Genomic DNA, 26,211 nt, shown 5'->3' with positions numbered 1-26,211 from the left:
GCGCGGTACGCCTTACTTACTCGATTCGCCGCGCGATCCAAAAACCGCGCGGCGTGTCGACCGGGCCGCTCACGCCGCCCTTGGGGAGGCTGAAGAGCTCGTACTCGGGCGCGGGCTCGAGCACGCCGCGCGGGATGTAGCCGAGGTCGTCGGTCGATCCCTTGTCGCCCTTGTCGACGGCGGCCTTGAAGTCGGTCCTGGCGACCTCGGCGAGCTCCCTGGCGAGCGCCAGCGCGGCCTCCTTGGATCGCGCGTTCGCCGGCGCGCCCTGCGCGCCGCGGTACTGGACGAGCACCACGCCGAAGCGCACCTTCTTCGGGGCCTCCGCGGGCAGCCCGGGCGGCGCCTCGCCCGAGAGGAGCGTGATGCCCGCGTCGGATCGCAGCGCCAGCTCCGGGGCGCTCTCCGGGACGGCCTCGCCGCCGGCGTCGGCCCCTGCGTCCGCGTCGTCCGCGTCGGTCGTCGCCGTCGCGTCGGGCGCGCCGGCGTCCAGGGCGACGCCGGCGTCCACGGGCGCGCTGGCCGCCCCGCGGCCCTTCGGGCCGCTCTGCGCGATGACGAACGCCACGGCGCCCGCGAAGAAGAGCGTGTAGATGACCGCCGTCGACCGCTGCATGGGCGGCAGCGCGTTAGCACAGGTGGAGGACGCTTGGCGAGGCCGCGTCGACGGAGCGGCCGATTTGAGGAGGGCCCGTAGAAGAGGCGATCCAAGGACCGCAAGCCCTGCTAGTAAGGAGAGCGGATGTCGGGGCATCCCGGCCTGTCGCAGGCCGAACGAGCGTGAAGGGCCTGCGGAGGCACTCGCAGCGCCCGCATCGGGTCGGGGAGCATGATCAAGGTCGAGTGCGACGGATGTAAATCGCCGTACCAGGTCGACGAGAAGCGCGTGCCCCCAGCGGGGCTCAGGATGCGCTGTCCGAAGTGCGGCACGAGCCTGCTGGTGACGAAGGGGGGCGCCGCGCCAGCGCCGCCCCCCGCGCCCGGCCCGGGCCCTGCGCCTGCGCCACGGGCTGGAGCGGGGGGCCTTCAGCTCGCGGAGCGGAGCGCACCGGCGACGCACGACGACGCCGATCTGCCCGTGGCCGCCCCGGAGGACATCGCGTTCCCCGCGGTCGCGCCCCCCCGGCGCCCCGGGCCCGCGCCGGTGCCGGTCCCGCCGCGCCGCGGGGCGCAGACGGCGCCCGCCGCGCCGGGGGCGATCGCGGCCGCGGCGCCCGCGCCGCGCCCCGAGCCGCCGGGCCCGGAGGTCTTCGGCGAGATCGGCCTGCCCGACGTGCCGGATCGCCCGGCGCCTTCCGATCGCCGCAACGCCAAGACGGTGCCCCAGCGGCGCGGCTTCGGCGAGATCGACCTCATGGTCGAGCTCCCGAGCCCGGCGGACGTCGAGGCGCAAGGGCTCGACGCCGACGACCTGCCGGTCGTCTACGGCAACGTGCCCGCCCCGCCGGCGCCGCTCCCGGGGCGATCGCGCGCGGAGTCGCGCACCGCCCCGGCGACGCCCTCGGCGTTCGCCGAGTCCGATCTGCCGGCGCGGGCAGAGCCGCTCCCTCCGAGCAGCCGGCGGACCCTCGGGTTCGGCCCGCGCGACTCGGCGTTCAACGCGCGCGACTCGGTGCCCGGCGCCTTCGACTCCGGCCCCGGCGCGCGCGACGCGTCGCCCAGCGCGCGCGCAGGGGCCGCCACGCAGCCGCTCGGCCGCGGGCGCACCCGCGGGATGGGAGAGGCCGCGCCCCCGCGCGTGGCCCCGGAGTACGACTTCGGGGACCTCGACGACGACGTGCCGCCGGCCGCGCCGGCGCGCTCGAGCAGCGGGTCCCGCTCCAGCAGCGGCTCCATGTCGTTCGGCTTCGGCGAGCTCGAGCTGCCGCTCGAGGGCGACAGCGATCCCGATCTGCCCTCGCCGTCGGGCGATCTGCCGATCGTCGCGGGCGATCTGCCCAGCTCGGTCCCGGGCGTCATCGGCATGCCCGCCCCGTTCCCGGACGCGGGCCTGCCCGCGCCGGCCTCCGCGCCGCTGCCCTCGCCGGTCCGCGCCGGGCTCCCGGCCCCGACCGCAGCAGGCCTCCCCGCGCCGGCCGCCGCGGGCTTCCCCGCGCCGGCCTCCGCAGGGTACCCCGCGCCGGCGCCCGCGGGCTTCCCCGCCACGGCCTCCGCAGGGTACCCCGCGCCGGCGCCCGCGGGCTTCCCCGCGCCGGCCACGGCGGGCTTCCCCGCCCATGCGCCCGTGGGCGTGCCCGCGAAGGCCACCGGCCCCGCCCTCCCGACGAAGGCCACCGGCCCCGGCTTGCCCGCCGGACCGGGCACCATCGTCGGCGCCGAGCTCTTCGACGAGGCGCCGCCGGACTACGACGACTCGCGCGTCGGCGCCGCGTTCCAGGCGCCCGGGCCGCGCCCGCTCCCGCCGACGGCGCCCGAGCCCCCGAGCGGCCGCGGGGTGCCCCAGGCCGACTTCGGGGTGCCCCAGGCCGACTTCGGGGTGCCCCAGGCCGACTTCGGGGTGCCCCAGGCCGACTTCGGGGTGCCCCAGGCCGACTTCGGGGTGCCCCAGGCCGACTTCGGCGACGAGATCGCGCTCGGCGAGAGCGTCAGGCACCTCGCCGCCGGCGCAGCGCCCGCCGCGTACGATCCGTCAGACCGCTCCGCGAACTTCACGCAGACGCCGGCCGACGCCGACGATCGCGGCATCGAGCTCGGCGGGCCACACCCGAGCGTCGGCGACGAGGTCGATCTCACGGGCGCCGGCACCGAGATCGGCGACCTGAGCGCCGGGGCGGAGGCGCAGGCCGAGAAGCCCGCGCCCGCCACGGAGGCCCCGCCGCCGAAGACGAAGGTCAAGCGCTACGTCGTCGCGGCCCTCGCCGTCGCCGCCGTGACCGGCGGCGCGCTCGCGCTCGTGCCGGACGTCGGCGCCTTCGGCGTGAACCTGATCAGCGACCGGCTCAACGCCTCCGCGCACGACGCGGCGCTCGCCGACCTCCGGAAGCGGACCCAGGCCGCCCTCGCCCAGGACACCGCCTCGGCCGCGAACGGCGCGCTGAACGACGCGAAGGCCGCGCGAGAGAGCGCGCCGCGCCACCGGGCGACCATGGCCTACGCCGGGTACATCGCCTTCGCGCGCAGCATCCGCTTCGGGCACCGGACCGTCGACGACGCCTTCGGCAAGGAGATGATCGCGCTCGCGAGCTCCGATCCGGGGGACCTGCTCGCGCTGGCGGCCGCGGCGCAGGACGCGGCCGCCGGTCAGCTGCAGCGCGCGCGAGAGGCCGCGCAGGCGCTCGGCGCCCAGCGCAAGGACGACATCGACGTCGCCGTCCTCGCCGCCGAGATCGAGCTGCTCGCGAAGGACGGCCCCAAGGCCGTCGCGGCGTGGCAGCGCGCGAACGACCTCCAGAAGAGCGCGCGCACGCTCTTCGGCATGGCCCGGGCGCAGCGCCTCGCCGGCGACACCGCGGCCGCCGAGGCGAGCGCCAGGGCCGCGCTCGAGGCGTCGCCGAACCACGTCGGGGCCCGCACGCTGATCGCGTCGCTCGTCTGGCAGACGCCGACCCGCGAGCAGGAGGCGCTCGACCTGCTCGGCAAGGTCACCGGCGACGGTCCGGTCCGGGCCGCCGCGAGCGACCCCGAGATCGTCGAGGCGTACACGCTGCTCGGCACCGTCCACCTCACGAAGTCGCGCATGAGCGCGGCCGAGCAGGCGTTCGCCGCCGCGGTGAAGATCGATCCGCAGGCGGTGCGCGCGCTGATCGGCAACGGCGAGGTGCTGTACCGGTCGGGCCGCTACTCCGAGGCGCAGGCGCGCTTCGAGGCCGCGGTGCGCGCCGACGCCAAGAACCTCGCCGCGCACATCGGCAAGGCGAAGACGTGGCTGGTCCAGGAGCGCATGAAGGAGGCGAAGGACCTCCTGAAGGGGCTGCAGAAGACCCACGCGGCGGATCCGCAGGTCGCCTACTGGCTCGGGCGCACCGAGCTCGCGCTCGGCAACAAGAAGGAGGCGGAGCAGGCGTACCTCGACGCCGTGAGGTCGAGCGAGAACCGCCCGGAGGTCGTCGACGCCTACGTGGCGCTGTCGTCGCTCCTGTCGAGCCTCGGGCGCAACGAGGAGGCGGCGGCGAAGCTGTCGGAGGCGACGGCGAAGTTCCCGGACCTGCCCGCGCTCCACAAGGCGAAGGCCGAGGTCGCGCTCCGGACCGGGAGGTACGAGGACGCGCGGCAGGAGCTCGAGCTCGCGCTCGCCAAGGAGGAAGATCTCGACAGCCAGTTCAAGCTGGGCGAGGCGAACCGCCGGCTGCGCAGGTTCGACGAGGCGGCGGCGCTCTTCGACAAGGTCGCGGCGGCCGACAAGGATTACCCGGGCCTCGCGCTGCAGCGGGGGCTCCTGTTCGAGGAGACGGGCCAGAGCGAGCGCGCGCTGGAGATGTACGCGGACGCGCTCCGCAAGGCGCCGAACGACGTCGACCTGAAGCTGCGCGTCGGCTCGACGCAGGTCATGGCGGGCCACGCGAGCCAGGCCGAGCCCATGCTGCGCGACGTGCTCAAGGATCGCCCGACCTCCGCCGAGGCGCACCACTTCCTCGGCCGCGCGCTCCTCGTGCGCGGCACGAACGTGGCCGAGGCGCTGCGCTTGCTGGAGCGCGCCGCGGAGCTCGACCCGAACCGCGCGGAGTACCACCTCTACGTCGGCTGGGGCGCCAACGAGACGGGCCAGACCGCGCGCGCGGAGGTGGCGCTGAAGCGGGCGCTGGAGCTCGACGCGGAGCTCGGCGACGCGTACTGGCAGCGCGGCGTCCTCCTGCAGAAGCAGGGGGCGAGCCGCGACGCGCTGGCGGATCTGCAGATCGCGCTCCAGAAGCGGCCGTCGCGCTACGAGGCCTACGCCACGATGGCGCTCTGCTACCAGGACCAGGGCAACTGGGCGGCCGCGGAGGAGGCCTGGCGCAAGGCGATCGCGGGCAACGACAAGGTCCCCGAGTGGCACTACCGGCTCGGCAAGATCTACGCGTCGCGCGGCAACCGGGCCGGCGCGGCGGCCGAGCTGGAGCAGGCGGTCGCGCTCGGCGAGGCGCCGGATCGCTCGGCGCCGCCGTGGCTGTTCGACGCGCACTTCCTCCTGGCCGAGGCGCTCCGCGGGACGAACGACCGCGAGAAGGCGATCCGCCACTACCAGCGCTTCCTGGAGACGGCGCCGACCGACAACGCCTACCGGCGCGACGCGGAGCAGGCGCTGCAGAGCCTGGGGGCGGGCAAGGGGCGGTGAGCGGCGAGGCCGGGGGCTGAGCGCGGGGGCTGAGCGCCAGCGCCACGGCCGAACGCCAGGGCGAGCGAGCCGCGTTCGCTCGGCTATCCTGGCGCATGATCCCCTCCATCCAGGCCCGCCCGGCGGAGCGCGCCGACATGCCCGAGGTGGCGCGCTTCGCGGCGCAGCTCGTCCGCCTCCACCACGCCATGGATCCGCACCGCTTCCTGTGCCTGGAGCCGCTCGAGCCCGGTTACGAGCGGTGGCTCACCAGCGAGCTAGACAACCCCGGCGCCGCGATCGTCGTCGCCGAGCGGGGAGGCGCCGACCCGGCGCTGGTCGGCTACGCCTACGGGCGCCGGGAGCCGCGCGACTGGATGAGCCTGCGCGACGCGTGCGGCGTGCTCCACGACATCTACGTGGCCGAGCCCGCGCGCCGGCTCGGCGCGGGCGCCCTCCTGGTGGAGGTCGTGATCGCCCGCCTCCGCGACCTGGGGGCGCCGCGCGTCGTGCTCACCACCGCGACGCAGAACGCCGCCGCGCAGCGCCTGTTCGAGCGGTTCGGCTTCCGCCGCACGATGATCGAGATGACGCTCGAGCTCTGATCGCCGCCGGCGCGCCCCGAGCGCCTCCCGCGCATCCATCGTCACGGCCTCCGGAGGCAACAGCGCTTCCCGCCACGCTGGCCCGGAGCGATTCGCCTCACGGACTCCCGCCCTCCCGGCCTCGCTCCGCCAGCTCGCGGGCCGTCTGCGCCCACACCATGGTGTCGCGCGGCTCGCCGGCGGGCGTCAGGGCGTTCGCCTCGAGCGTCGCCACGTGTCGATACCCGAGCCGCCGGGGCACGGCGGCGCTCGCGGTGTTCCGTGGGTCGCACCGGATCTCGACGCGGATCAATCCGAGATCCTCGAGCGCGACCCGGGTCAAGCGCGCCACGGCCTCGGTCACGTAACCGCGGCGCGTCGCCGTCTCCCGGAGCCAGTATCCGATCTCGATCGCGTCCGGGCCGATCCGCGGGTGTAGCCCCGTCCCCCCGAGCACCTCGCGCTCGTCGCGCGTGAAGATGCCATAATGGAAGTCGCGCCCTGCCGCGAAATCGTCCCGGAATTTCTCGAGGAGCGCGGCGGTGGCCTCCATGGAAGACGGCTCGTGGACGGCCCACGGCATCCAGGGCCGGAGGTGCGCAAGGCTGGAGTCGATCGCGTCCCTGATCAAAGGAGCGTCCTCGGGCCGCCACGCGCGCAGCGTCAGCCGGGCGGTCTGGATACGGGCCGGCGGGCGCTCACCTGCCATGGCCCAGCTCCATGCCCGCTGCCGTCCCACACCTGACCACGGTCGATTGCCCCCGTCGCGCGCCGCCGGCCGGGCGATGGATATGTCCCGCGCCGCAGAGCGCTCCTGAATGGATGTGAGCCGTCGTCATGCCCGGAGCTTACACGCGGGCGTCCCCTGCACATCCTTGCACGTCTGCCCCAAGGGTGTCCTCGCCAGCTCCAATTCCGTCGTAGACGGCGTGTACTCTCCCGGATCTCGACATCAACGCGCCTCGCGGAGCACTTGACATGTCCGCTATAGCGGACTAACGTCTGCCCCGAAAGAGTAAGGCGGGAAACAGCAGTGCCCCCCTCCTGGTGCATCGAGAGGAGATCCGCGTCCACGTCCACGCCTGGATGCCCCGCCTGGGCAGAGGCGCCACGCGACGGTGGTGCCGCCTGCACCTCTTTCTGTCACATCCGCGCTCAACAGGACACGAGGTGGAAGGATGAAGATCTGAGCATGATCCCATCCCGGGAGGCTCGACGTCTCCCGGACGTTCGCGTCGTTCGACGCGCCTTTCAGCAGCGCCCTGCTCCAGCGCTCGGCGATCCAGCGGAGCGCCGGCTCGATCAGGCCCGCTCGCGAAGACCTTCACGATGCGCCCGGCACGCGGTCCAGGCGGCCTGACGCGGCACACCGGACCCCGGCACGGCCACCGCCGCACCCCGGATTGGCTGCTCCCGCAGCAACACGTCACCAGCAATCCCTGCTCCTGTCGCAGCAAATCCATGTCTGCGATGGCGGATCCCTTTCCGTTCCCGCGACAGCGCTCTGGCACGCTCTCTGCTCCGCCGGGCGGCGCGTGAGATGACGCGAACGCAATCGGCGGTCGCCGCCAAAGGAACCAAGAGAGCATCTCGCGCGGCGGGCGCCCCGAGGAGAACAGGATGACGAAGCTGCGACTCTACAGCGCGAAGGCGTGCCCCTTCGCCCACCGCACCCGGCTCGTGTTGCACGAGAAGGCGATCGACCACGAGCTGACGGAGGTCGACCTGCAGAACAAGCCGCGGGCGTTCACCGACGCCTCGCTCTACGGCAAGGTCCCGGCGATCGAGCACGACGGCCACCGCGTCTGGGAGTCGGCGATCATCAACGAATACCTCGACGAGGTCTTCCCCGATCCCCCGCTCCTGCCCAGGGAGCCTGCCCGGCGCGCGCTGGCGCGGATCTGGATCGATCACGCGAACACGCGCTTCGCGCCAGCGTTCGCCCAGCTCCTCAGGGCCGAGACGCCGGAAAAAGAGGCGGAGGGGCGCAAGGCGCTCGGCGAGGTGCTCGCGTTCATCGAGCGCGAGGCGCTCGCGAAGTCGGGGAACGGGCCTTACTGGCTCGGCGCCGAGGTCAGCCTCGTCGATCTCGCCTTCTATCCGTGGTTCGAGCGGCTGCCGGCGGTGGACCGCCTCCGCGGGTTCTCCATCCCGGCGGAGCTCACGCGGCTCCGGGCGTGGCTCGACGCCGTGCAGGCCCGCGACGCGGTGCGCGCCAACCTGAACCCTGTCGATTTCTACGTGGAGCGCTACGCGAAGTTCGTGAAGCCGGCGGCGACGGCCGCCTGAGCGGCGCCGAGGGACGAGGGACATCATGCTGAGACTCTGGGGTCACAAGAACTCTTCCAACGTGCAGAAGGTCCTCTGGGCGCTCGACGAGCTCAAGCTCGATTTCGAGCGCGTCGACGCCGGCGGGCCGTTCGGCCGCGTCAAGGACGCGGACTATCTCACCCTCAACCCGAACGGGCTCGTCCCGGCGCTGGAGGACGGGCCGCTGGTGCTCTGGGAGTCGCACGCAATCGTGCGCTACCTGTTCGCGCGCTACGGCTCGCCGCCCCTCCAGCCGAGCGATCTCGGGGAGAGGGCGCGCGCCGACGCCTGGACGGACTGGCAGTTCGGGACCCTGTGGCCCCCGGTGCGCGCGCTGCTCGTCCAGCTCCTGCGCACGCCAGCGGAGCGCCGCGATCAGGGCGCGATCGAGGGCGCGCGCAGGGCGGCGCTCGCCGCGCTGGGGATCCTCGACAGGGAGCTGGCGCGGCACCCGTGGGCCGCAGGGGAGTACTTCACGCTCGCCGACATCCCCCTCGGGGTCGCGGCGCAGCGGTGGTACAACCTCCCGCTCGATCGGCCCGCGCTCCAGCACGTCGACGCGTGGTACGGCCGCATCAAGCGCCGACCGGGATTCGAGCGCTGGGTGGATCTCCCATTGACCTGAGGCGCGCGCCTCTCACGCGACGTTCGACCGCGTGACGCCCGCGACGCCGCCTTCCTGACGCGCCGCCTCTGCCGCGGCGCAGGGCCCCTCAGAACATCGGCAGATCCGTGTCCAGCCCGAGGAGCACGCGGCCCTGGACCTCGCGCGTCTGCGGGGCGACGAGAGCGTGCTGCGTGACGGCGTGAACGTCGCGGAAGCAGCGTTGAAGAGGGCTCTTCTCGTAAAGCGCGGTGGCGCCGCCCGCCGTGAAGGCCAGATCGACGACGCGGGCGGCGCCGAGCGCGGCGTTCGTCGCAGCGAGCCGGACGCGCGCTCGCTGCTGTAGCGAGATCGACTCGCCGGCGACCGCGGCGTCCCAGACGGCGCCGACCGCCTCGACGAGGTACGCCCTGGCCGCGCCCAGCGTGGCCTCGGCCTCGGCCACGACGAGCGCCGTCGACGGCCGCGCCGCGAGCGACGCCGTCATCCCCGCCGGCCTCTTCGTCGCCGCGAGCGCCGCGAGCTCGTCGAGGGCTGCGCGCGCCATCCCGAGCGCGGTCGACGCGACCGCGCTCGCGAGGAAGCCGAAGATCGGGAACGCGAAGAGAGGCCCCGGATACGTCGGCGCCGCCATCGGGAGACGGATGCACCGGCTGCTCGGCACGAAGACGTCCGCGACCTCGAAATCGTGGCTCCCGGTGCCGGCGAGCCCGGACACGCTCCAGGTGTCCAGGATCTTGCACTCCGAGGCGCGGAACATCGGCACGATGGCTGTGGGCACGCCCGCCGGCGACATGCGCGGCGCCGCCCCGTCGAAGATCACCGCGGTGCCGCCCAGCCAGTCGCAGTGCTCACAGGCGCTCGCCATCGCCCACCGCCCGGTGATCCGATAACCCCCCTCGACCTCGACGGCCCGCCCGCTCGGCGCAAAGACCCCGCCGCAGACGACATCCGGGCGCGCGTACATCTCTCGCCCACCCTCCGCCGGGATGTACGCCTCGAACGCGCCGGTCGTGCCGCAGATCATCGCGCACCATCCCGCCGCGCCATCGGCGCGCGAGAGCTCCTCGATCACCTGGAGGCTCGTCAGCGGGTCGGCCTCGAGCCCACCCACCGCGCGCGGACGACACATGCGAAAGATCCCCGATTCCCTGAACGCGTTGGCGACGGGATCGGGGAGGCGGCGCTCGCGCTCCCCCTGGTGCGCGTGCTCCTTGACGAGCGGAACGAGGCTGCGCGCCGCGGCGAGGAGCGACGCGGACTCGGCGGAGGACATCGTGGCCATGGTGAGCTCCAGGTCGCGGCCTGTGCGCGAACACGGAACACCCTACAGGCCAATCTCCTGAACGAGAAGGACTTCCGCCCTATCGGTAGAGCGCGCTGTCCCGACTCACCCCTTCTCGGGCGGCGGCTGCGCGTACCGCGCCTCTTCGGCGTAGTACCCGGGGAAGCCGACGATCTCCTGGAGCGCCTCGAAGCGCATCCGCGGGTCCGGGTGCTGGCCGGCGCGCAGGGCCGCGAGCGCCTCGCGCATGGCGGCGGCGGCGACCGAGAGCAGGGTGAGCGGATAGGCCGCGATCTTGTAGCCGATCGCCTCGAGCTCGGACGGCGGCAACACCGGCGTCCTGCCGTGATCCACCATGTTCGCCATCGTCGGTGCGCGCACCTCCCGGCAGAACGCGCGCATCTCCTCCACGCTCTCGGGCGCCTCGAGGAACACGATGTCTGCCCCGAGGTCGGCGAACGCCCTGGCCCGCGCCAGCGCCTCGTCGAAGCCGTGCGTCTGCCGCGCGTCGGTGCGGGCCATGACGAGCACGCCGGCGCCCTCCTCGCGCGCGTCCACCGCGGCCCGGACGCGGGTGAACGCCTCGTCGCGGGGCACCACCTGCTTGCCGCGCGTGTGGCCGCAGCGCTTCGGCGCCACCTGGTCCTCGATCATGACGCAGGCGAGCCCCGCCTGCGCATAGCCGCGCACCGTGCGCTTCACGTTCATCGCGTTGCCGTAGCCCGTGTCGCCGTCGCCGATCACCGGGATCGACACGGCGCCGCAGATGGCGCGCGCCTGGTCGACCATCTCCCCGTACGAGATGAGCCCCGTGTCCGGGGCGCCGAGGCGCGCCGCGGAGACCGCGAAGCCGCTCATGAACGTCAGCGAGAAGCCGGCCTGCTCGACGAGGCGCGCCGACAGCGCGTCGAAGCAGCACGGCATGACGAGGAGGCCGGGCGTCGCGAGGAGCGCCCTGAGCTGCTGAGCGGAGGACACGGCCGCGACGATACCCCGACACGCCGCCCTCGGCGCAAGCGAAAGCCAGCAGGAGCACCGCGGAGGACGCGCGGCGCGGCGAGCTCCGCAGCCGCCTCCAGCGCGCCTCCCGGGGCGCGCCGGGGAGGGCTCGGCAGGGCGGCGCTCCCTGGGTTTGTGTTGCCGGGTCCGGCGGTCGGAAGGCAGGATGCGGCCGGGATGGATCCGCACAGGAGAGTGGCATGAGCACGGTCTCGTTGAGGGAAATCGCGATCGACGGCCTGCCCGCCAGCGTCCACGTGGGCGGGCAGGGCGAGCCGCTGCTGCTCGTGCACGGCGGCTGGGGCGGCGCGTCGATGCACTGGTCGGCCGTCTGGGAGCGGTTCGCGGAGCGCTTCCAGGTGATCGCGCCCGATCTGCCGGGCGTGGGCCGCACGGACACGCCGGGGCTCGGCTCGCTCGGCGCCTACGCGCGCTGGCTCGATCGGCTCCTCGACGCGCTCGGCGCCCCGAGCGCGTGGTGCGTGGGCAACTCCTTCGGCGCGGCGGTCGTGTCGTGCTTCGCGACGCAGCACGCGGCCCGCTGCCGAGGGGTCGTGTTCGTCAACGGCGCGCCCCTCCCCGCGCTGCCGCAGATCGTCGGCTGGCTGCTGTCGCGGCCCGTGCCCCGGCAGATGCTGCGCGCGCTCGTGCGGAAGCAGGCCTTCAACCCGTCGATCCTCCGCCGCGCCTTCGCCGATCCCGGCCGCGCCCCCGCCGCGCTGCGGGACGACCTGGAGCGCGGCAGCTCGCCGCAGATGGACGCGGTGCTCGACGCCCTGCTCCACGGGGGCCCCAGGGCGCCGCTCGGCCTGAATCCGCTCATTGTCTGGGGCGAGGCGGACCGGCTCGCGGGCAGCACCGCGCGCGACGCGAGGAAGCTCCACGACGCGCTGCCGGGCTCGCAGCTCACGTTCATCCCGGCGACAGGGCACATGCCGCAGCTCGAGAACCCCGAGGCGTTCGTCGACGCGGTGTCGCGCTTCATCGAGGCGCGCTCGGCCGCCGCCCGCCCCCGCGGCCTCGGCGGCCGGGCCGACGCGGCCTGAGCGCCGGCGGAGCGCGCGCCGGCGCATCGACCCTTCGTCTCGCTGCCGGCCTCGCCGGCGCTCACATACCCGTCGGGTACGTCTCGGCCTCTCGCTCGCGCGACTCGGCGGTCCATTCCAGCGGCCGCACCGCGCTCGTCTCGTCGATGTGGACGACAGCGTCGAACTGCTCGCTGAGCCGCGCGTGGAAGTAGTGGCTCGCCCGCTCGGTCTCCGGCAGGTACAGGACGCCGATCGCGCGCTCCAGGGCGCGCTCGCGCAGCGCCTCCACGAGCTCGCGGCGCGCGCCCGCCTCCGGCCGCAAGTCGAGCCAGAAGCGCGGCAGCTCCGTGTCGTGGAAGAGCCGCTCGTAGCTGTTCGGCAGCGACGGCCGGACGCGCTTGATCTCCGCCGGATCGCCCCACTCGGACGCCGCCATCACCGTCCCCGTGTGCGTCGAGAAGCCGACGAGGAACGTGTCGTCGCCGAAGCGCTCGCGCATGAGCTGGCCGACGTTCCACTCGCCGCTCTCGCCCATCTGCGTCGCGCGCGCGTCGCCCAGGTGCGAGTTGTGGGCCCAGAGGACGGCCTTCGTCGGCGCGTGGAAGCGGTCGAGGTGCGCGACGAGCGCGTCGACCGTGTCGACCATGTACCGGTCGCGGAGGTTCCACGACGACACCGCGCCGCGGAACATCGTGCGGTAGTACTCCTCGGCGCTCTGCACGAGCCGCGCGTTCTGCTCGACCTGGAAGTACTCGTCCTCCGCGACGCGCCCGTCGAGCTTCGCGTACTCGGCCTGCTTCTTCATCAGCTCCATGAGCTGCTCGACGACCTCGCGCTCGCACGACCCGCTCAGCTCGAAGCCGGCCGCATACCCGTACGCCTGCGGATCGTCGCTGAACCGGTCGAAGCACCCGTAGCGGCGCCGCGCCCGCCGGGCGGCCTCCGGATCGACGCGGTCGAGGTAGGCGAGTACCGCCTCCATCGAGGCGTGCAGGCTGTACAGGTCCATGCCGTAGAAGCCCGCCTTCGCGCGCCCGCGCCGGAGGCCGGTGTTGTGCTCCCGGAGCCACCGGACGAGCCCGAGGACGTCCTGGTTGCGCCACATCCACTGCGGGAACCGCTTGAAGCCGCCGAGCGCCTCCTCGGCGCTGGCGTCGTCGTCCGTCCCGCGGACATGGCGGTTCACGCGGTACGCATCGGGCCAGTCGGCCTCGACGATGACGGCGGTGAAGCCCCGCTCGGCGATGAGCCGCCGCGTGATCTGGGCGCGGGCCTCGTAGAACTCGTGCGTGCCGTGCGTCGCCTCGCCGAGCAGGACGAACCGGCGATCGCCTATCGCGTCGAGCAGCGCGTCGTGGTCTCGCGCGCCGCCCCGCAGCGGGCGGGCGGCGTCGCGGACGAGGGCCAACGCGGGTTCTCGAGAGCTGGGCATCGTGTCACTCCTTGGTCCGTCGCGGCTGCGGCCTCATCCACGGCATTCCCACCGGGACTGGACCCGTCGCGTCCGCAGGGTCGACGCCTCTGGCGAACGCCATCACTGGCCGCTGGGCTCGCTGTTCCATGGTTCCGTATCGGGTCTCTGGGCAGGCACCGCGATCGTGATCACGCGTTGCAATACCCGCGCCGGCACAGACCACGACCTCGGGAGCTGCCCTGTCTCAGGGGCTCCGGATCCGCCTTCGGGTGCTCCGGATCGCGCCCCGGCGCGCCTGCTGAGCGCGCCGGGCGCCGCGTCGAGCGGCGTCGGTCACGGCATCACGGCATCGCCGAGACCCGCGTGCGCTTGTTGAGCTGGGCCGTTGCGTAGAGCAGATAGAGCCCGGCGAGCCCGACGAGCACATAGACGATGCGGCTTATCGCGCTGTACCGGCCGAAGATGGCGGCGACCACGTCGAACTCGAACAGCCCAACGAGCCCCCAGTTGATGGCGCCGATCACGACGAGCGCGATCGCGGCCCACGTTAGCCCTGAAATCCCACGGTTGACCTGTTCCATACCCCCCGCGGAAGCATGCGCCGCGCCGCGCGATGCGTGCACCGCGCGCCCGCTGCGGCGCGCCGCCACAGCGCTGACGCCGCCGGCCCGCCGTGGAAGAGGCCGCTCGACGCCGCGGGCCCTTCTTTTGCGGCCCTCACGGCCCGGGTTCCGGCGCGACGTCGAGGAGCGAGGGCAAGGTCTCCCCCGCGCCGCCGGTGAACACGAGGTCGCAGAGGCTGGTGACCGCGCTGGGCTCGACGTTGACCTCGGCGATGAGGGCCCCGTGGCGCTTGGCCAGGGGGACGAAGCCGGCGGCCGGGTAGACGACGGCCGAGGTGCCGACCACGAGCAGGAGATCGCAGCCCTCGACGCCGGCGGCCGCCGCCGCGAGATCGCTCTCCTGGAGCGCCTCGCCGAACCAGACGACGTGCGGGCGCTGCACGCCGCCGCAGCGGCAGTGAGGCAGCTCCGCGGCCGTGAAGCGGCGGGCGCGGTGTCGGGATCCGGGGAGCCGCTGCCCGCGAACGCGGGCGTGATGGGCACGTCGCGGTTCTCTGTCACGCGCCCGCACGCGAGGCAGCGCACATGCCACAGCGAGCCGTGGAGCCGCACCGCATCCAGGGAGCCGGCCTGCTCGTGAAGGCCGTCGACGTTCTGGGTGATCAGGGTGAAGGTGCGGCCGGCGTCCCGCCACCGCGCCTCCAGCCGCGCCAGCGCGCGGTGGCCCGGGTTCGGCGCGCAGCCGAGGGCGCGCTCGCGGCGGTGGTTGTAGAACTCCCACACGAGGCCCGGATCGCGCCGCCACGCCTCGGGCGAGGCGAGGCTCGTCGCCTCGTGACGCCGCCACAGCCCGCCGGCGCCGCGGAAGGTGGGGATGCCCGACTCCGCCGAGACGCCGGCCCCGGTGAGGACGGCGATCTTCCTCGAGCGACGTAGGCTGGACTGGAAGCGCTCGCGGCTCGTTTCGCTCATCGCGGACCTCCTGAAGGAGAGAGGGAGCAGACGGCGGGAGAAGGACGGCTGTCCCTGCTCCGTCATCCCCACGTCCTGCGCAACGTAGCGCACCGCGCAGGGCGGCGCCCGGGGCGCCGGCGCGCCCCGAATTTCGGGTGTAAGCCCGCCGCGGCGACGGCGTTTCCCTGGCAGTCGGACGCGCCGGGCCCGCCACCGCGAGCCCCGGCCGCGAGCGCCCCATCGCGCGCCCGCCGGAGGACCGGCGACACGCGGCCTTCGATCCGCGAGGGCGGCGAGGGGGCCTGTCTCGTCCTGAAGATCCCTGGAGGGCCGCGCGTGCGGCCCTCTCGAACGACCTGGTTCTGGCCCGGCGATCAGGGCCTCACGAGAACGCACTGCGGGGATCCGCGCTCGCGATCCCCATCCTAAGGAGGACACCTCATGCGCACCCTGCCGTTCGACGTCGTCGCCCCCTCTCTCGTCGCTGCAGTGCTCCTCGGCTGCAGCGCATCGGCGCCTGCCCCGAGCGCCCCGGCAGCGTCGGACGCGCGCACGGGCGCCGCGGCGGCGCGGCCCATGCAGCCGGAGTACGACGCGGACGAGGGCGCAGGCCGCGCGCTCGCGGCCCACGAGAAGGCCGAGGAGGCCGCCCCCGGGGCCTCGCCGCCCGAGGCGGCTGCCCCTGCCCCGCCCCCGCCCGCCGCGCCCTCGCCCGTCATCGTCGTCGAGTCGGGCACGACCGCGCGGACGAGCAAGCCAGCGCCCGCCCGCGCCTCCGCGGCGGGCGCCGCGCCCAAGAAGGCACCCGCCCCGGCGCTGGCCGCGGCGGCGCGCCCCGCGCCCCCGCCCGCGCCGATCGCCGTCCCCGCGCCCGAGCCCCAGGGCAGCGAGGCGTACCGGGACTACGGCGTCAACCCGGTCGAGGACCCCGCGAAGGACCGTCTCTCGACCTTCGCGATCGACGTCGACACGGCCTCTTACGCCATCGCGCGCCGCAAGATCCTCGATGGCTCGCTGCCGCCGTATCAGGCCGTGCGCGCCGAGGAGTTCCTCAACTACTTCGACTACGGCTATGCGTCCCCCGCGACCGGCCCGTTCGCCGTGCACCTCGCGGCAGCGCCCTCGCCGTTCACGGTGGGCCACCACCTCGTCCGCGTGGCCGTCCAGGGCAAGCGCGTGCCGGTCAAGGAGCGGACGCCGGTCCACCTCGTGTACCTCGTCGACACGAGCGGATCCATGCACTCGCCGGACAAGATCGAGCTCGCGAAGAAGAGCCTGCGCATGCTCACCGAGTCGCTGAAGCCCGGGGACACCGTCGCGCTCTGCACCTACGCGGGCAGCGTGCGCGAGGTGCTCGCGCCGACAGGCATCGAGAGCAAGGGGAAGATCCTCGCCGCCATCGCGGACCTCAGCGCGGGCGGCTCGACGGCCATGGCGAGCGGGATCGACCTCGCTTACAACCTGGCGGAGCGGACGCTCGTGAGAGGCCACGTCAACCGCGTCGTCGTGCTCTCCGACGGCGACGCGAACGTCGGCCCGACCTCTCACGAGGAGATCCTGAAGACGATCAAGCGCGCGAGGGACAAGGGCATCACGCTGTCCACCGTCGGCTTCGGCCAGGGCAACTACAAGGACGAGATGATGGAGCAGCTCGCCAACCAGGGCGACGGCAACTACGCCTACATCGACAGCGAGGCGCAGGCGCGGCGCGTCTTCTCCGAGCAGGTCGGCGGGATGCTCCAGGTCATCGCCCGGGACGTGAAGATCCAGGTCGAGTTCGATCCGGAGCTCATCAAGAGCTATCGACTCATCGGCTACGAGAACCGCAATGTCGCTGACCGCGATTTCCGGAACGACAAGGTCGACGCCGGCGAGATCGGCGCCGGGCACAGCGTGACGGCCATCTACGACGTCGAGCTCAAGCCCTCCGCGCTGAAGGGCAGCGCGTCGCCGCTCGTCGTGCGCCTCCGCCACAAGGCCCCGCTCGGCTCGGACACGGCCGAGGAGACGGTGTTCCGGATGGCCCCGGGCGCCATCGCGCCCACCTTCGACGCGGCGCCGGCCGACCTCCGCTTCGCGGCCGCCGTGGCCGGCTTCTCCGAGATCCTCCGCCACAGCCCGCACGCGCGCTCGTGGCGGCTCTCCGACGTCGAGAAGATCGCGCGGGGCGCCGCGTCCAGCAGGGGCGATCAGCAGGAGTTCATCGGCATCGTCCGCCGCGCCGGCGCGCTCGCCGGCGGCAGGCCGGACGCCGTTGTCGCGAAGGCCGCCGACTGACCCGCGGGGCCAGGCCCCGGTGCGCGCCGCGCGGGCCGCGCACCGCGCCGCACACGCTGGCGCCGCGCCGCGCGGCCCGCCCCCGGGGCGACGGGCCACGGCGCCAGCGCGGCGAGCCGCGGCAAGCTGATCCGTGATCCGCGGGAACCGTGTATAAGGTCCCTCACGGCAGGTCGTCACGGAATTCCTTCGAGGAGCCCCGTCAATCCCATGCACATGAAGCGCGGCCGCTGGGCCGCTTCGCTGCTCGCGCTCTCCAGCGCGCTCGTGTCCACCTCGACGCTCGCGGCCGGCTCCGCCGTCCTCACGGGGACGGTCATCGACGCGGCGACGAACAGGCCGGCTCCGGACGTCGTTGTCACGGTCACGTCCCCCGCCCTCCAGGGGGAGCAGATCGTGGTGACCGACGCCGCCGGTCAATACCGCATCCCGAACCTCCCGCCAGGGACCTACACGCTGCGGCTCGACAAGGAGTCCTACAGGCCGTATTCGCGCGGCGGCGTCGAGCTGCGGCTCGACAGCACGATCCGGGTGAACAGCCAGCTCCTCCCCGAGGCGCTCCAGGCCCAGGAGATCGTCGTCGTCGGCGCCCCGCCGACGGTCGATGTCGGATCGAGCGCGACCGGCGTCAACGTGAGCTCCGAGTTCGTGAGCCGCGTCCCGCTCAACCCCCCGAGCGCCAAGGGGGGGGCCACCCGATCGTTCGAGTCGCTCGCCGAGGTCGCGCCGGGCGCGTTCGCCGACCGCTACGGCGTGTCGATCAGCGGGACGACCTCGCCGGAGAACCAGTTCGTCGTCGACGGCCTCTCGGTGAACAACCCGGGGTTCGGCATCCTCGGGACGCCGCTCTCGGTCGAGTTCATCGACGAGGTCAACGTGATCACCGGCGGCTACATGCCGGAGTACGGCCGCTCGACCGGCGGCTACTACAATGTCGCCACGAAGTCAGGCTCCAACGAGTTCCACGGCTCGGTCTTCTTCAGCATCACGCCCGGCCTCCTCGAGGGGCGGCGCGCCCCGGTGGTCGCGCAGGAGAGCGCGATCACCACCGATGTCTCGCTCTCCTCGCTGCGCGACTTCGGCGTCGAGATCGGCGGCCCGATCCTGAAGGACAGGCTGTGGTTCTACGCCGGCCTCTCGCCCTCGTTCGCGACCTACCGGCTGGAGCGCAACCTGAACATCGTCGAGCCGGGCGACCAAGCCGGCGCCGTCGTGCGGAGCCGCCTGCCGGGGTCGACGGACGTCTACCATGCCACGCAGCAGAGCCTCCAGTACCTGGGCAAGCTGACGCTGCTCATCGATCCGGACAACACCCTCTCGCTCTCGGTCTACGGCACGCCGACGGTGTCGGGCGGCGACGGGGCCTTCGGGCTCAACCCGCGGGACGGCAGGATCGAGATCGACAATCCCTACAACGGCGGGATCATCAACGGCAACTACGAGGCGATCGCGCACCGGTACGTGACCACCGCGACCGACGCCTCGCTCAAGTGGTCCTCCGCGTTCCAGAACAAGACCCACCTGCTCGACGTGACGCTCGGCGTCCACCACGAGCTGAACGCCATCCGCGCCTCGGACGGGGAGAAGATCGGGAGCGGAAAGGGGCTGTCCGAGGTCGTCCAGGTGCTCTGGCAGCGGTCCCCGCCGCGCTCCATCGGCGAGTTCGAGCCGGGCGACGCCACGCGGCGCTGCGCGCAGGACGACGCCGCGGCGGCCGAGCCGTGCCCGGTGCCCGGCTATTACTACACGGGCGGCCCCGGCGTGCTCAGCGAGTCCGTCTTCGACCGCTACCAGGGCAAGGCCATGCTGACGAGCCTGTTCTCGGCCCTCGGCCATCACGTCGTCAAGACGGGCGTGGACGTCGAGGTGATGAGCTACCGAAGCGAGCGCGGCCAGTCGGGCGGCACCATCCTGACCGAGTTCCCCGACGGATCGGTGGTCTACGATTTCCGCCGCCAGGGCTTCCTGAACGGCCCCGACGACCCGGTGCATCTCACGAAGTACGAGGCGGTGTCGACGTCGCTGACGCTCGGCGGCTTCGTGCAGGACAGCTGGAGCATCGCCGACCGCGTCACCCTGAACGCCGGCGTCCGCTACGACGCGCAGCTCCTCTACGGCTACGACGGAGAGCTCGGCCTGAGCCTGCCGAACCAGTGGTCGCCGCGCGCCGGCGTCATCTACGACATCACGCAGTCCGGCAGGTCGAAGCTCTATGCGAACTATGGCCGGTATTACGAGAGCGTCCCGCTCAACATCGCCGACCGCCTGCTCCCCGGCGAGCGCATGCTGTACTCGTTCCGCGGCGCGTCGACGTGCAATCCGATGAACGCCGAGGAGATCCAGGGCGCATGCGAGGACGAGGGCGGGCGCCTCCAGGCCGACGGCCCCCACGCGCCGAACCAGAAGTGGGCCGTCATCAACAGCGACAAGACGCCGATCGATCCCGACCTCGAGCCGCAGTCGTCCGACGAGATCGTCATCGGCGGCGAGTACGAGATCGCGCCCAAGGTGCGGATCGGCGCCGAGTACACGAAGCGCTGGCAGAACCGGATCATCGAGGACCTCAGCCGCGACGAGGCGAGGTCCTATTTCATCGCCAACCCCGGGTACGGCGCGGCCAGGGACTTCCCGAAGGCGACGCGCGATTACGACGCGTTCACCGTGTTCGCGGAGAAGGTGTTCGCGGGCGGCTGGCTCGCGCAGGCGAGCTACCGGATCTCGTACCTGCGCGGCAACTGGTCCGGGCTGTTCAAGCCGGAGACGACGCAGATCGATCCGAACATGAACACGGACTTCGATCTTCAATCGCTGCTCCCGAACCGCGAGGGCCCCTTGCCGGCCGATCACAGGCACCAGCTCAAGCTCTACGGCGCGAAGGATCTCGTCTTCAAGAACGGGCTCGTCGTGAACCTCGGCGGTGCCTACCGCGCCCGCTCCGGCGCGCCGACGTCGTACCTCGGGGCCCACCTCGTCTACGGCCCCGACGAGGTCTTCATCCTGCCGCGCGGGAGCGGCGAGCGCCTGCCGTGGGTCCACGACATCGACGCCCACGTCGGCGTCGGCGTGCAGCTCGCGAAGGACAGCGCGCTGCTCGTGGCGGTCGACGCGTTCAACCTCTTCAACTTCCAGGGCGTGACGGCGGTCGACGAGCGGTACACGGCGGCGCAGGTGCTGCCCATCTCCGGCGGCACGGAGGCGGGCCTCGCCGGCCTCCAGAACGCCGACGGGACCGCGTTCGACCCGGTGAACAAGAACCCGAACTTCGGCAATCCGGCGGCGTACCAGGCGCCGCGCACGCTCCGGATCAGCGCCAAGGTGACCTTCTAGGGCTGCCGCGCCCGCGGCAGATACGCCATGAATCGAACCCACGGAAAGCAAGCCGGTCTGATGGTCGTCCTCGCAGCGCTCGTCGCCTCCTGCGAGCAGCCGAGGATGCACTGCACCACCGGCCACGGCGGCTTCGCCGCGACCTACACCCTGAAGCCCGGCTCGAAGCAGGGCGAAGGCGACTGCGACACGCTGCGCGGCGAGATCATCGGCCTCGAGAAGTACAACCCTTCACGGCCGGACGACCCGACGGAGCAGGATCTGTCGAGGGCGCTGCTCGCCATCCGCGCGACCGAGCTCGGCCAGCTCGCCATCGACGCCGAGGGCGCTGGCGTGCCGGTCGACGGCGGCGCGGTCCTCTCGATGGGCGAGTTCGCCTCGGTGGAGCCGGACGAGAGCGACGTGTGCACCGTGGCGTCGCTCAGCGCCGCGGCGCTGGATGTCCCCGCGTTCGGCGATCGCCCGGCGACGAGCCTCCGCTACGCGTGGAGCAACGTCCGTGTCCTCGTCACGCCCACGTTCCCAGGAACGCTGATGACCGCAGATCTGACTTACACGAAGGACGGCTGCACCGCGTCCTACAGCGTCGTGGGGCTGTGGCCCGCGGTGTCGTGCGCCCTCCCGGCCGCGGAAGGAGCGGAGAGGGTCGAGACGGATCCGAGCCTGTGCGATCCGCAGGCCGACATCGCGGCCGGCAGGCCTCAGGGGTCCGGGATCAACCCCGACCTGGAGCAGCACGTCACCTGCGATCCCGACTTCGCGCTCTGCGTGCTCAAGGAGCCGCCCGAAGCGCTGCGGTGAGGCGGGTCGGCGGCGGGCGCGTCGGGCGCCGCCACGCTTCATGTTTCCAGCGCCAGCGCCGCGCCGACCGGTCCCGGGCCGCGCCCCGCAACCAGGGACGGTTCCGGTGGGCGTTTCCCGCGGGTTCCGGCGCAGCAGCAAAGCTCGCGCCTCGGCGTCTCCCAACCCCAGATGTATTTAGCGCAGCAGTAAAGTTCGCACTCCGCTGAATCCACGGCGACGCTCTGCAACCATGGACGTCCTCGGCGCGGCAGAGCGCTCGCGTCTCGGCGCATCCGCAACTCGTCTGTAACAGCGCGATCACCTGGCGGACAGGCGAGCCGCTCGACAGGGCCCCGGCCAAATAATCCGAAGGGCAGCTCTGCATGGGGGCATCAAGTCTCATGAGCTGCCCGGATCCGGGCGTCGATCTGTCACTTATGCTTTGAGCCAAGAACCTAAGAGGATCTTCCATGCTGCGCAATTCTGTCACCACTGCTTCCAGGCTGTCGTTTCTCCTTGTCGCCATCGCCGCGGCCGCATCTGGGTGCCTCGGCTCCGGCGCGTCGCAGGATGAGGTCGATGTGGGACACAACGAAGCTGCGGCGTGCGCAGGCTCTCCTGAATGGCGGGAAGGCCAGTGGTACGACGAGGGCGCCATCGTGAACTACCAGGGCTCGGCCTACATCGCCGAGCACGGCAACCCCGGCTACATCCCGACCGTCAGCACGTATTTCTGGGAGCCGTACGCCGGCTGCGTCGAGACGCCCGACCCCGGCGGGTCGTGCAGCTATCCAGCGTGGCAGGAGGGCGCGTGGTACGACGAGGGCGCCGTCGTGATCTACGAGGGATCGGCCTACGTCGCCGAGCACGGCAACCCCGGCTACATCCCGACCGTCAGCACGTACTTCTGGGACCCGCACCCCGGCTGCACGGACACCTCCGCCCCCGAGCCCGGCCCGATCGGCGCGCTCCCGGCGAAGGTCGTCGCCGGCTACTACCCCAACTGGACGCCGTCGCCGGTCCGCATCCGGGACATCGACAGCGATTACAACCTCATCTATCTCTTCCACGCGAAGCCCGTCGGAGGCCCGCCTGGCACGACGGGCGCCGTCACCTGGACGCCGCCCGGCGACGGCAGGGGAGCGGCGACGAACCTCAAGGCAGACATCCAGTACGCGAGGACGGTGCAGGGTCGCAAGATCATCCTCACCGTCGGCGGCGCGGGCCAGGGCATGAGCTTTCCGGACCGCCAGAAATCGCAGACGTTCGTCGACAGCATCGTCGGCATCTACAACGACCTTGGCGGGTTCGACGGCCTCGACTGGAACACCTTCGAGGCCGATCAGGACCCGGACACCGAGGAGATGATCTGGATCAGCCTGGAGCTGAAGCGGCGCTTCCCGGGCTTCATCATCACCGCGCCTCCGGCGCCCTGGAACAACCGCGACAAGACGTTCTGCAAGGCGATGGTGGACGCCGGCGCCATGGACTACGCCGCCCCGCAATACTACGACGGCCCCGACCTCGACCAGCAATCGTACGTCGTGAAGAGCGTGGGCGAGTGGGTCCGGCTGCTCGGTCCGACGCACGTCGTCGTCGGGTTCGGGATCGCGGACGCCCAGTATTACATGTCGATCGACGAGGCGATCCCCACGTGGAGCGAGGTCGAGCGCAACCACCCGACGATCCGCGGGGCGTTCGACTGGGAGATCCACACCGACGAGAGCCAGGGCTGGCCGTTCGCCAACCGCATCGGGCCCCTGGTCACGGATTGAAGCGGCGGCGCGCGCGGCCCCCGGGGGGCCGCGTCGCCCTACTGGATCGAGCCGATCGAGGAGAGGAAGTCGTTGTAGGCGTCGATCTTGTCCGACGGGACCACGTCGATGCCGATGTTGATCCGGCTGCCGGTGTCGTCCAGCAACGGGCCAAGGATCTCCCTCGTCGCGTCGGTGCCGATGCTCTTGGCGCCGTAGAGGATGTACGGCACGAGGTACCCCTCGTAGTACTGCCGCTGGGTATGCGTGGCGATGATTCGCCCCTGGCGCATGAGGTCGACCGTCCTCGGATCGAAGTCGAACGCGACGATCGGCAGACCCGGCATGCCCGCGGCGTCCGCGGCCAGCACGCACCGGTACGAGATGTTGAACAGGCCGAGCATGCCGACCATGGGCGGGTCGGCCGCCACCATCTGGCTTCTCATCCACTCGACGTCGTAGGCCTCGTTGTCGCCGAAGAACACGGCCTGACTCACCAGGGGCGTGTAACCGGCCTCCGCGAGCACGTTGAGGGCGCCCTGCGTCCGCTCGTATCCATCGGTCCATTCCGGCGCGACGTTGCCGTGGATCAGCACCGTACCTGGCGGCGGGGGCAGGTGCGGGAGCAGGGTTTTCGCCGCCGTGGCGCCGACGGGCCCGTTGAGGATCCCGACGTAGAGCGAGCGCTTCGAGTTCGCCGCGTCGGAGTCGAGCGTCACCACGTGGACCCCCTGCGCGGCGGCCTCGTCGATGGCGGCCGTGTTGCTGATGTCGAACGGCGAGACGCCGATCCCTTCGGCGCCGTCCTCGACCGCCTGCAGGATCTGCTGATTCTGGAGATCCTGCGATGTCGGGCCCTCCGCCTGGGCGCTCGGCCCGATCACGTTGCCCGTGACCCCGAGCTCACCCATGGCGCGGTTCGCGGCCGAGGCGACCGGCGCGAAGAAGCCGCTCAGCTCTTTCAGCAGGATCACCATCTGCATCGACTGGAGCGGATTCTCGTTCATCTTGGCGACGAGGTTGTCGACCGTCGCCTCCAGCTCCACGGGGGTGAACTCGTTCTGCGGGGTCTGCGCTCGCTGGATCGGCGTGATGTGCTCGTCCACCCCCGGGGGCCCGCTCGATCCGCACCCCGCCGTCGTCGCCGCGAGCCCGAAGGCCGCCATCCAGCACCGCCCCATCCTCGTCATGGGATCCCTCCTCGTCCGTGGTCAGCTCAATTACGCGCCGTCCGCGATGATGGAACTGCGTGGCAGTTCGGCGGAAGCAATGCGCAGCGGCAGGTCCATGCTCGATCTTTCACGCTACGCGCCCGAAGATCGAGCTGTCAAGGAGCATTGAGGTCAGGCGACCGGAACTGGAATGGAGAACCCATGTAATGTTCACGCTGTATTCTGCAATGCGGAGCGCCGTAACCGGTCTCCGTTGTGCAGTCGCCAGTCCATCCATACGCCGCGCGCCGCGCGCTACCGTCGTCCCCGGGCGCCGGGCGCTTGTCGGTGGACAGCGGCCTTCCGGCAGAGAGGTGGGTATCACTGCGCGAACAGATGATGTGTGCGCCCGCGCGACCGCCGCGGCGCCGCCCGTGGTATGCGCCAGGCATGGAGTTGCTCGCGATCTGTGGCTCGATCACAGCCGATCTCATCGGCTACGGCCCGCGGCTGCCGCGCCCCGGCGAATCGGTGCTGGGCCGCCGCTTCCTCGTCGCGCCGGGCGGCAAGGGCGCCAACCAGGCGGTCGCCGCGGCGCGCGCCGGCGCGCGCGTGCGGCTCGCGGGCGCGCGCGGGGACGACGCCCACGGCGAGCTCTGCGCCGCCGCGCTCGCCGCCGACGGGGTGGATCTTTCCGCCGTGGCGGTCCACCGCGGCGCGACGACGGGCGTGGCGCTCATCTGCGTCGACGCGGCCGGGGAGAACCAGATCCTCGCGATCCCCGGCGCCAACGCGCTCGTCGCGCCGCCCGCGCCGTGCGGGGCCTCGGTCTGGCTCTGTCAGGGCGAGATCCCGACCGAGGCGATCGACGGCGTGCTGGAGGCCGCGCGGGCCGACGGCGCGCTGTCGATCTGCAATCCATCGCCCGTCAACGCCATCGATCCTTCGCTCGTCGCGCGGTTCGATCTCGCGATCGTCAACGAGCTGGAGCACGAGGCGCTGCGCGGCCACCTTCCGGAGCGCGTCGTGCTCACGCGGGGCGCGCGCGGCGCGGTGCTGCTGCCCTCGGGCGAGGAGCTCCCCGCCCTGCCCGCGCGCGCGGTCGACACGACGGGCGCGGGCGACGCCCTCGCGGGCGTGCTCGCCGGCGGGCTCGCCTCCGGGATGGCGATCGAGGAAGCGCTCCGGCTCGCCATCGCGGCGGCGGGCATCTCGGTCGAGCGCGAGGGGTGTCAGCCCTCGTATCCGACGCGCGCCGAGGTGGAGCGCCGCCTCCGCTCAGCCGCGTCGCCGTGATGGCGTGTCCTCCACGTCCGGCTCCAGGAGCTCGACGAGGCCCGGGACCTCTTCGCCCGTGTCGCGCCGATCGCGGACGACGCGCGCGGCTGACGCCTCAGCTCGCCGCCGCCGGCGTCGGGTGCTCCGCGATCCAGCGATTGAGGAACGCCGCGCTGTCGTCCCACCCCGCGCGCATCTCCTTCTCCATGACGCCCTCGAGCATCCTGCCGAGGCCGAAGATCCTCGCCTCGATCGTCGCGCAGGCCACGCGCGTCACCTGGCCTGGGCCCGACGGCTCGACCCGCAGCGTCCCCGCGTTGCGCAGCCGGTCGCCCAGCAGGCTCGGCGCCATCGTGAAGCTCCATCGCCGCGTCGCCTTGTCGAAGACGCTGTCTTCGATGTAACGGAAGTTCGGGCCGAGCATCGACTGGATGGCGGAGGGCAACGCGTGGACACGGGGCTGGCCGGACGCCTTGCGCACCCGGGTGCGCTCGTCCTCCCGCTCCTCCAACACCTCGAACGAGGGGAACCTGAGCACGTCGCGGTACATCCGCTCGTTGACCTCGGGGCTGAAGAAGAGCTCCCAGAAGGTGTCCTCGTCGCAGTGAATCAGGTGCCTCGCCTCGATCTGAATCATGCGCTCGCCTTCTCCTCCCGCGCGAACCTT

The 26,211-nt window shown here is 72.3% G+C and carries 20 protein-coding genes and 1 pseudogene; 11 read left to right on the top strand and 10 right to left on the bottom strand.

Features of this window, described 5'->3' with window-relative positions; translation table 11 throughout:
- Positions 1 to 16 precede the first annotated feature (16 nt).
- Positions 17 to 616: a peptidyl-prolyl cis-trans isomerase gene (locus WMF24_RS03585; RefSeq protein WP_437734930.1), complete on the bottom strand. Its 600-nt coding sequence runs from the start codon at positions 614 to 616 to the stop codon at positions 17 to 19.
- Between the two features lie 213 nt (positions 617 to 829).
- Between WMF24_RS03585 and WMF24_RS03580 the strand changes: the two genes are divergently transcribed.
- Positions 830 to 5,254, top strand: coding sequence for a tetratricopeptide repeat protein (locus WMF24_RS03580; RefSeq protein WP_437734929.1), 4,425 nt, complete (start codon positions 830 to 832; stop codon positions 5,252 to 5,254).
- Between the two features lie 95 nt (positions 5,255 to 5,349).
- Positions 5,350 to 5,838, top strand: coding sequence for an N-acetyltransferase family protein (locus WMF24_RS03575; protein ID WP_437734928.1), 489 nt, complete (start codon positions 5,350 to 5,352; stop codon positions 5,836 to 5,838).
- 97 nt (positions 5,839 to 5,935) lie between these two features.
- Here WMF24_RS03575 and WMF24_RS03570 read toward each other — a convergent pair whose 3' ends face one another.
- Positions 5,936 to 6,526 (bottom strand): GNAT family N-acetyltransferase, encoded by a 591-nt coding sequence (locus WMF24_RS03570; protein ID WP_437734927.1) that lies wholly within the window; start codon positions 6,524 to 6,526, stop codon positions 5,936 to 5,938.
- A gap of 911 nt (positions 6,527 to 7,437) precedes the next feature.
- Between WMF24_RS03570 and WMF24_RS03565 the strand changes: the two genes are divergently transcribed.
- Entirely contained in the window at positions 7,438 to 8,106 is a 669-nt protein-coding gene (locus tag WMF24_RS03565; protein WP_437734926.1) for a glutathione S-transferase family protein, read from the top strand.
- A gap of 25 nt (positions 8,107 to 8,131) precedes the next feature.
- Positions 8,132 to 8,752, top strand: a complete 621-nt coding sequence (locus WMF24_RS03560) for a glutathione S-transferase family protein (RefSeq protein WP_437734925.1) — start codon at positions 8,132 to 8,134, stop codon at positions 8,750 to 8,752.
- An 88-nt stretch (positions 8,753 to 8,840) separates the two neighbouring features.
- Here the strand turns inward: WMF24_RS03560 and WMF24_RS03555 are convergent, their stop codons facing one another.
- Complete coding sequence (locus WMF24_RS03555; protein WP_437734924.1) at positions 8,841 to 10,016, bottom strand: acyl-CoA dehydrogenase family protein; 1,176 nt, start codon at positions 10,014 to 10,016, stop codon at positions 8,841 to 8,843.
- 105 nt (positions 10,017 to 10,121) lie between these two features.
- On the bottom strand, positions 10,122 to 10,994 hold the full coding sequence (locus tag WMF24_RS03550) for an isocitrate lyase/PEP mutase family protein (protein ID WP_437734923.1): 873 nt from the start codon (positions 10,992 to 10,994) through the stop codon (positions 10,122 to 10,124).
- Positions 10,995 to 11,215: 221 nt separating this feature from the next.
- Between WMF24_RS03550 and WMF24_RS03545 the strand changes: the two genes are divergently transcribed.
- The gene (locus WMF24_RS03545) at positions 11,216 to 12,061 is read left to right on the top strand and encodes an alpha/beta fold hydrolase (protein WP_437734922.1); all 846 of its coding nucleotides are present in this window, start codon (positions 11,216 to 11,218) and stop codon (positions 12,059 to 12,061) included.
- 61 nt (positions 12,062 to 12,122) lie between these two features.
- Here WMF24_RS03545 and WMF24_RS03540 read toward each other — a convergent pair whose 3' ends face one another.
- The 4 genes and pseudogenes from WMF24_RS03540 to WMF24_RS03525 form a co-directional block, all read right to left on the bottom strand.
- Positions 12,123 to 13,475 carry an erythromycin esterase family protein gene (locus WMF24_RS03540; protein ID WP_437734921.1) on the bottom strand — a complete coding sequence of 451 codons (1,353 nt, stop codon included), beginning with the start codon at positions 13,473 to 13,475 and terminating at the stop codon, positions 12,123 to 12,125.
- A 323-nt stretch (positions 13,476 to 13,798) separates the two neighbouring features.
- Entirely contained in the window at positions 13,799 to 14,038 is a 240-nt protein-coding gene (locus WMF24_RS03535) for a DUF378 domain-containing protein (protein WP_437738757.1), read from the bottom strand.
- Positions 14,039 to 14,174: 136 nt separating this feature from the next.
- A complete protein-coding gene (locus WMF24_RS03530) occupies positions 14,175 to 14,462 on the bottom strand; it encodes an SIR2 family NAD-dependent protein deacylase (RefSeq protein WP_437734920.1) in 288 nt (95 codons plus the stop codon).
- 167 nt (positions 14,463 to 14,629) lie between these two features.
- Positions 14,630 to 14,992 (bottom strand): annotated as a pseudogene (locus WMF24_RS03525) (SIR2 family NAD-dependent protein deacylase); the annotation flags it as partial.
- A 423-nt stretch (positions 14,993 to 15,415) separates the two neighbouring features.
- Between WMF24_RS03525 and WMF24_RS03520 the strand changes: the two are divergent.
- The 4 genes from WMF24_RS03520 (at position 15,416) to WMF24_RS03505 (ending at position 23,136) form a co-directional block, all read left to right on the top strand.
- Positions 15,416 to 17,251 carry a vWA domain-containing protein gene (locus WMF24_RS03520; protein WP_437734919.1) on the top strand — a complete coding sequence of 612 codons (1,836 nt, stop codon included), beginning with the start codon at positions 15,416 to 15,418 and terminating at the stop codon, positions 17,249 to 17,251.
- Positions 17,252 to 17,461: 210 nt separating this feature from the next.
- Positions 17,462 to 20,578 (top strand): TonB-dependent receptor, encoded by a 3,117-nt coding sequence (locus tag WMF24_RS03515; RefSeq protein WP_437734918.1) that lies wholly within the window; start codon positions 17,462 to 17,464, stop codon positions 20,576 to 20,578.
- Between the two features lie 60 nt (positions 20,579 to 20,638).
- Positions 20,639 to 21,379, top strand: coding sequence for a hypothetical protein (locus tag WMF24_RS03510; RefSeq protein WP_437734917.1), 741 nt, complete (start codon positions 20,639 to 20,641; stop codon positions 21,377 to 21,379).
- Positions 21,380 to 21,831: 452 nt separating this feature from the next.
- Positions 21,832 to 23,136, top strand: coding sequence for a glycosyl hydrolase family 18 protein (locus WMF24_RS03505; RefSeq protein WP_437734916.1), 1,305 nt, complete (start codon positions 21,832 to 21,834; stop codon positions 23,134 to 23,136).
- Positions 23,137 to 23,174: 38 nt separating this feature from the next.
- Here the strand turns inward: WMF24_RS03505 and WMF24_RS03500 are convergent, their stop codons facing one another.
- The gene (locus WMF24_RS03500) at positions 23,175 to 24,305 is read right to left on the bottom strand and encodes a substrate-binding domain-containing protein (protein WP_437734915.1); all 1,131 of its coding nucleotides are present in this window, start codon (positions 24,303 to 24,305) and stop codon (positions 23,175 to 23,177) included.
- Here WMF24_RS03500 and WMF24_RS03495 point away from each other — a divergent pair.
- Positions 24,304 to 24,456 (top strand): hypothetical protein, encoded by a 153-nt coding sequence (locus WMF24_RS03495; RefSeq protein ID WP_437734914.1) that lies wholly within the window; start codon positions 24,304 to 24,306, stop codon positions 24,454 to 24,456. The two genes, WMF24_RS03500 and WMF24_RS03495, sit on opposite strands and share 2 nt — an antisense overlap.
- A 260-nt stretch (positions 24,457 to 24,716) precedes the next feature.
- Positions 24,717 to 25,562, top strand: a complete 846-nt coding sequence (locus tag WMF24_RS03490) for a ribokinase (protein ID WP_437734913.1) — start codon at positions 24,717 to 24,719, stop codon at positions 25,560 to 25,562.
- Positions 25,563 to 25,659: 97 nt separating this feature from the next.
- On the opposite strand, the gene WMF24_RS03485 is transcribed toward WMF24_RS03490, so the two are convergent.
- Entirely contained in the window at positions 25,660 to 26,181 is a 522-nt protein-coding gene (locus tag WMF24_RS03485; RefSeq protein ID WP_437734912.1) for a DUF2505 domain-containing protein, read from the bottom strand.
- Positions 26,182 to 26,211: the final 30 nt, after the last annotated feature.

The organism is Sorangium sp. So ce1335 (assembly GCF_051521615.1).
Classification (GTDB): domain Bacteria; phylum Myxococcota_A; class Polyangia; order Polyangiales; family Polyangiaceae; genus Sorangium.
The sequence above is the reverse complement of the archived record's forward strand: the minus strand, read 5'-3'. Positions and strand labels throughout refer to the sequence as shown.

Excerpts from the sequence above, each read along its gene's own strand:
- WMF24_RS03505 (WP_437734916.1), top strand. The coding sequence starts at position 21,832 with ATGCTGCGCAATTCTGTCACCACTGCTTCCAGGCTGTCGTTTCTCCTT.
- WMF24_RS03495 (WP_437734914.1), top strand. The coding sequence starts at position 24,304 with ATGGGATCCCTCCTCGTCCGTGGTCAGCTCAATTACGCGCCGTCCGCG.
- WMF24_RS03520 (WP_437734919.1), top strand. The coding sequence starts at position 15,416 with ATGCGCACCCTGCCGTTCGACGTCGTCGCCCCCTCTCTCGTCGCTGCA.
- WMF24_RS03510 (WP_437734917.1), top strand. The coding sequence starts at position 20,639 with ATGGTCGTCCTCGCAGCGCTCGTCGCCTCCTGCGAGCAGCCGAGGATG.
- WMF24_RS03580 (WP_437734929.1), top strand. The coding sequence starts at position 830 with ATGATCAAGGTCGAGTGCGACGGATGTAAATCGCCGTACCAGGTCGAC.
- WMF24_RS03500 (WP_437734915.1), bottom strand. The coding sequence starts at position 24,305 with ATGACGAGGATGGGGCGGTGCTGGATGGCGGCCTTCGGGCTCGCGGCG.
- WMF24_RS03565 (WP_437734926.1), top strand. The coding sequence starts at position 7,438 with ATGACGAAGCTGCGACTCTACAGCGCGAAGGCGTGCCCCTTCGCCCAC.
- WMF24_RS03555 (WP_437734924.1), bottom strand. The coding sequence starts at position 10,016 with ATGGCCACGATGTCCTCCGCCGAGTCCGCGTCGCTCCTCGCCGCGGCG.
- WMF24_RS03585 (WP_437734930.1), bottom strand. The coding sequence starts at position 616 with ATGCAGCGGTCGACGGCGGTCATCTACACGCTCTTCTTCGCGGGCGCC.
- WMF24_RS03485 (WP_437734912.1), bottom strand. The coding sequence starts at position 26,181 with ATGATTCAGATCGAGGCGAGGCACCTGATTCACTGCGACGAGGACACC.
- WMF24_RS03490 (WP_437734913.1), top strand. The coding sequence starts at position 24,717 with ATGGAGTTGCTCGCGATCTGTGGCTCGATCACAGCCGATCTCATCGGC.
- WMF24_RS03535 (WP_437738757.1), bottom strand. The coding sequence starts at position 14,038 with ATGGAACAGGTCAACCGTGGGATTTCAGGGCTAACGTGGGCCGCGATC.
- WMF24_RS03560 (WP_437734925.1), top strand. The coding sequence starts at position 8,132 with ATGCTGAGACTCTGGGGTCACAAGAACTCTTCCAACGTGCAGAAGGTC.
- WMF24_RS03575 (WP_437734928.1), top strand. The coding sequence starts at position 5,350 with ATGATCCCCTCCATCCAGGCCCGCCCGGCGGAGCGCGCCGACATGCCC.
- WMF24_RS03570 (WP_437734927.1), bottom strand. The coding sequence starts at position 6,526 with ATGGCAGGTGAGCGCCCGCCGGCCCGTATCCAGACCGCCCGGCTGACG.
- WMF24_RS03540 (WP_437734921.1), bottom strand. The coding sequence starts at position 13,475 with ATGCCCAGCTCTCGAGAACCCGCGTTGGCCCTCGTCCGCGACGCCGCC.
- WMF24_RS03545 (WP_437734922.1), top strand. The coding sequence starts at position 11,216 with ATGAGCACGGTCTCGTTGAGGGAAATCGCGATCGACGGCCTGCCCGCC.
- WMF24_RS03515 (WP_437734918.1), top strand. The coding sequence starts at position 17,462 with ATGCACATGAAGCGCGGCCGCTGGGCCGCTTCGCTGCTCGCGCTCTCC.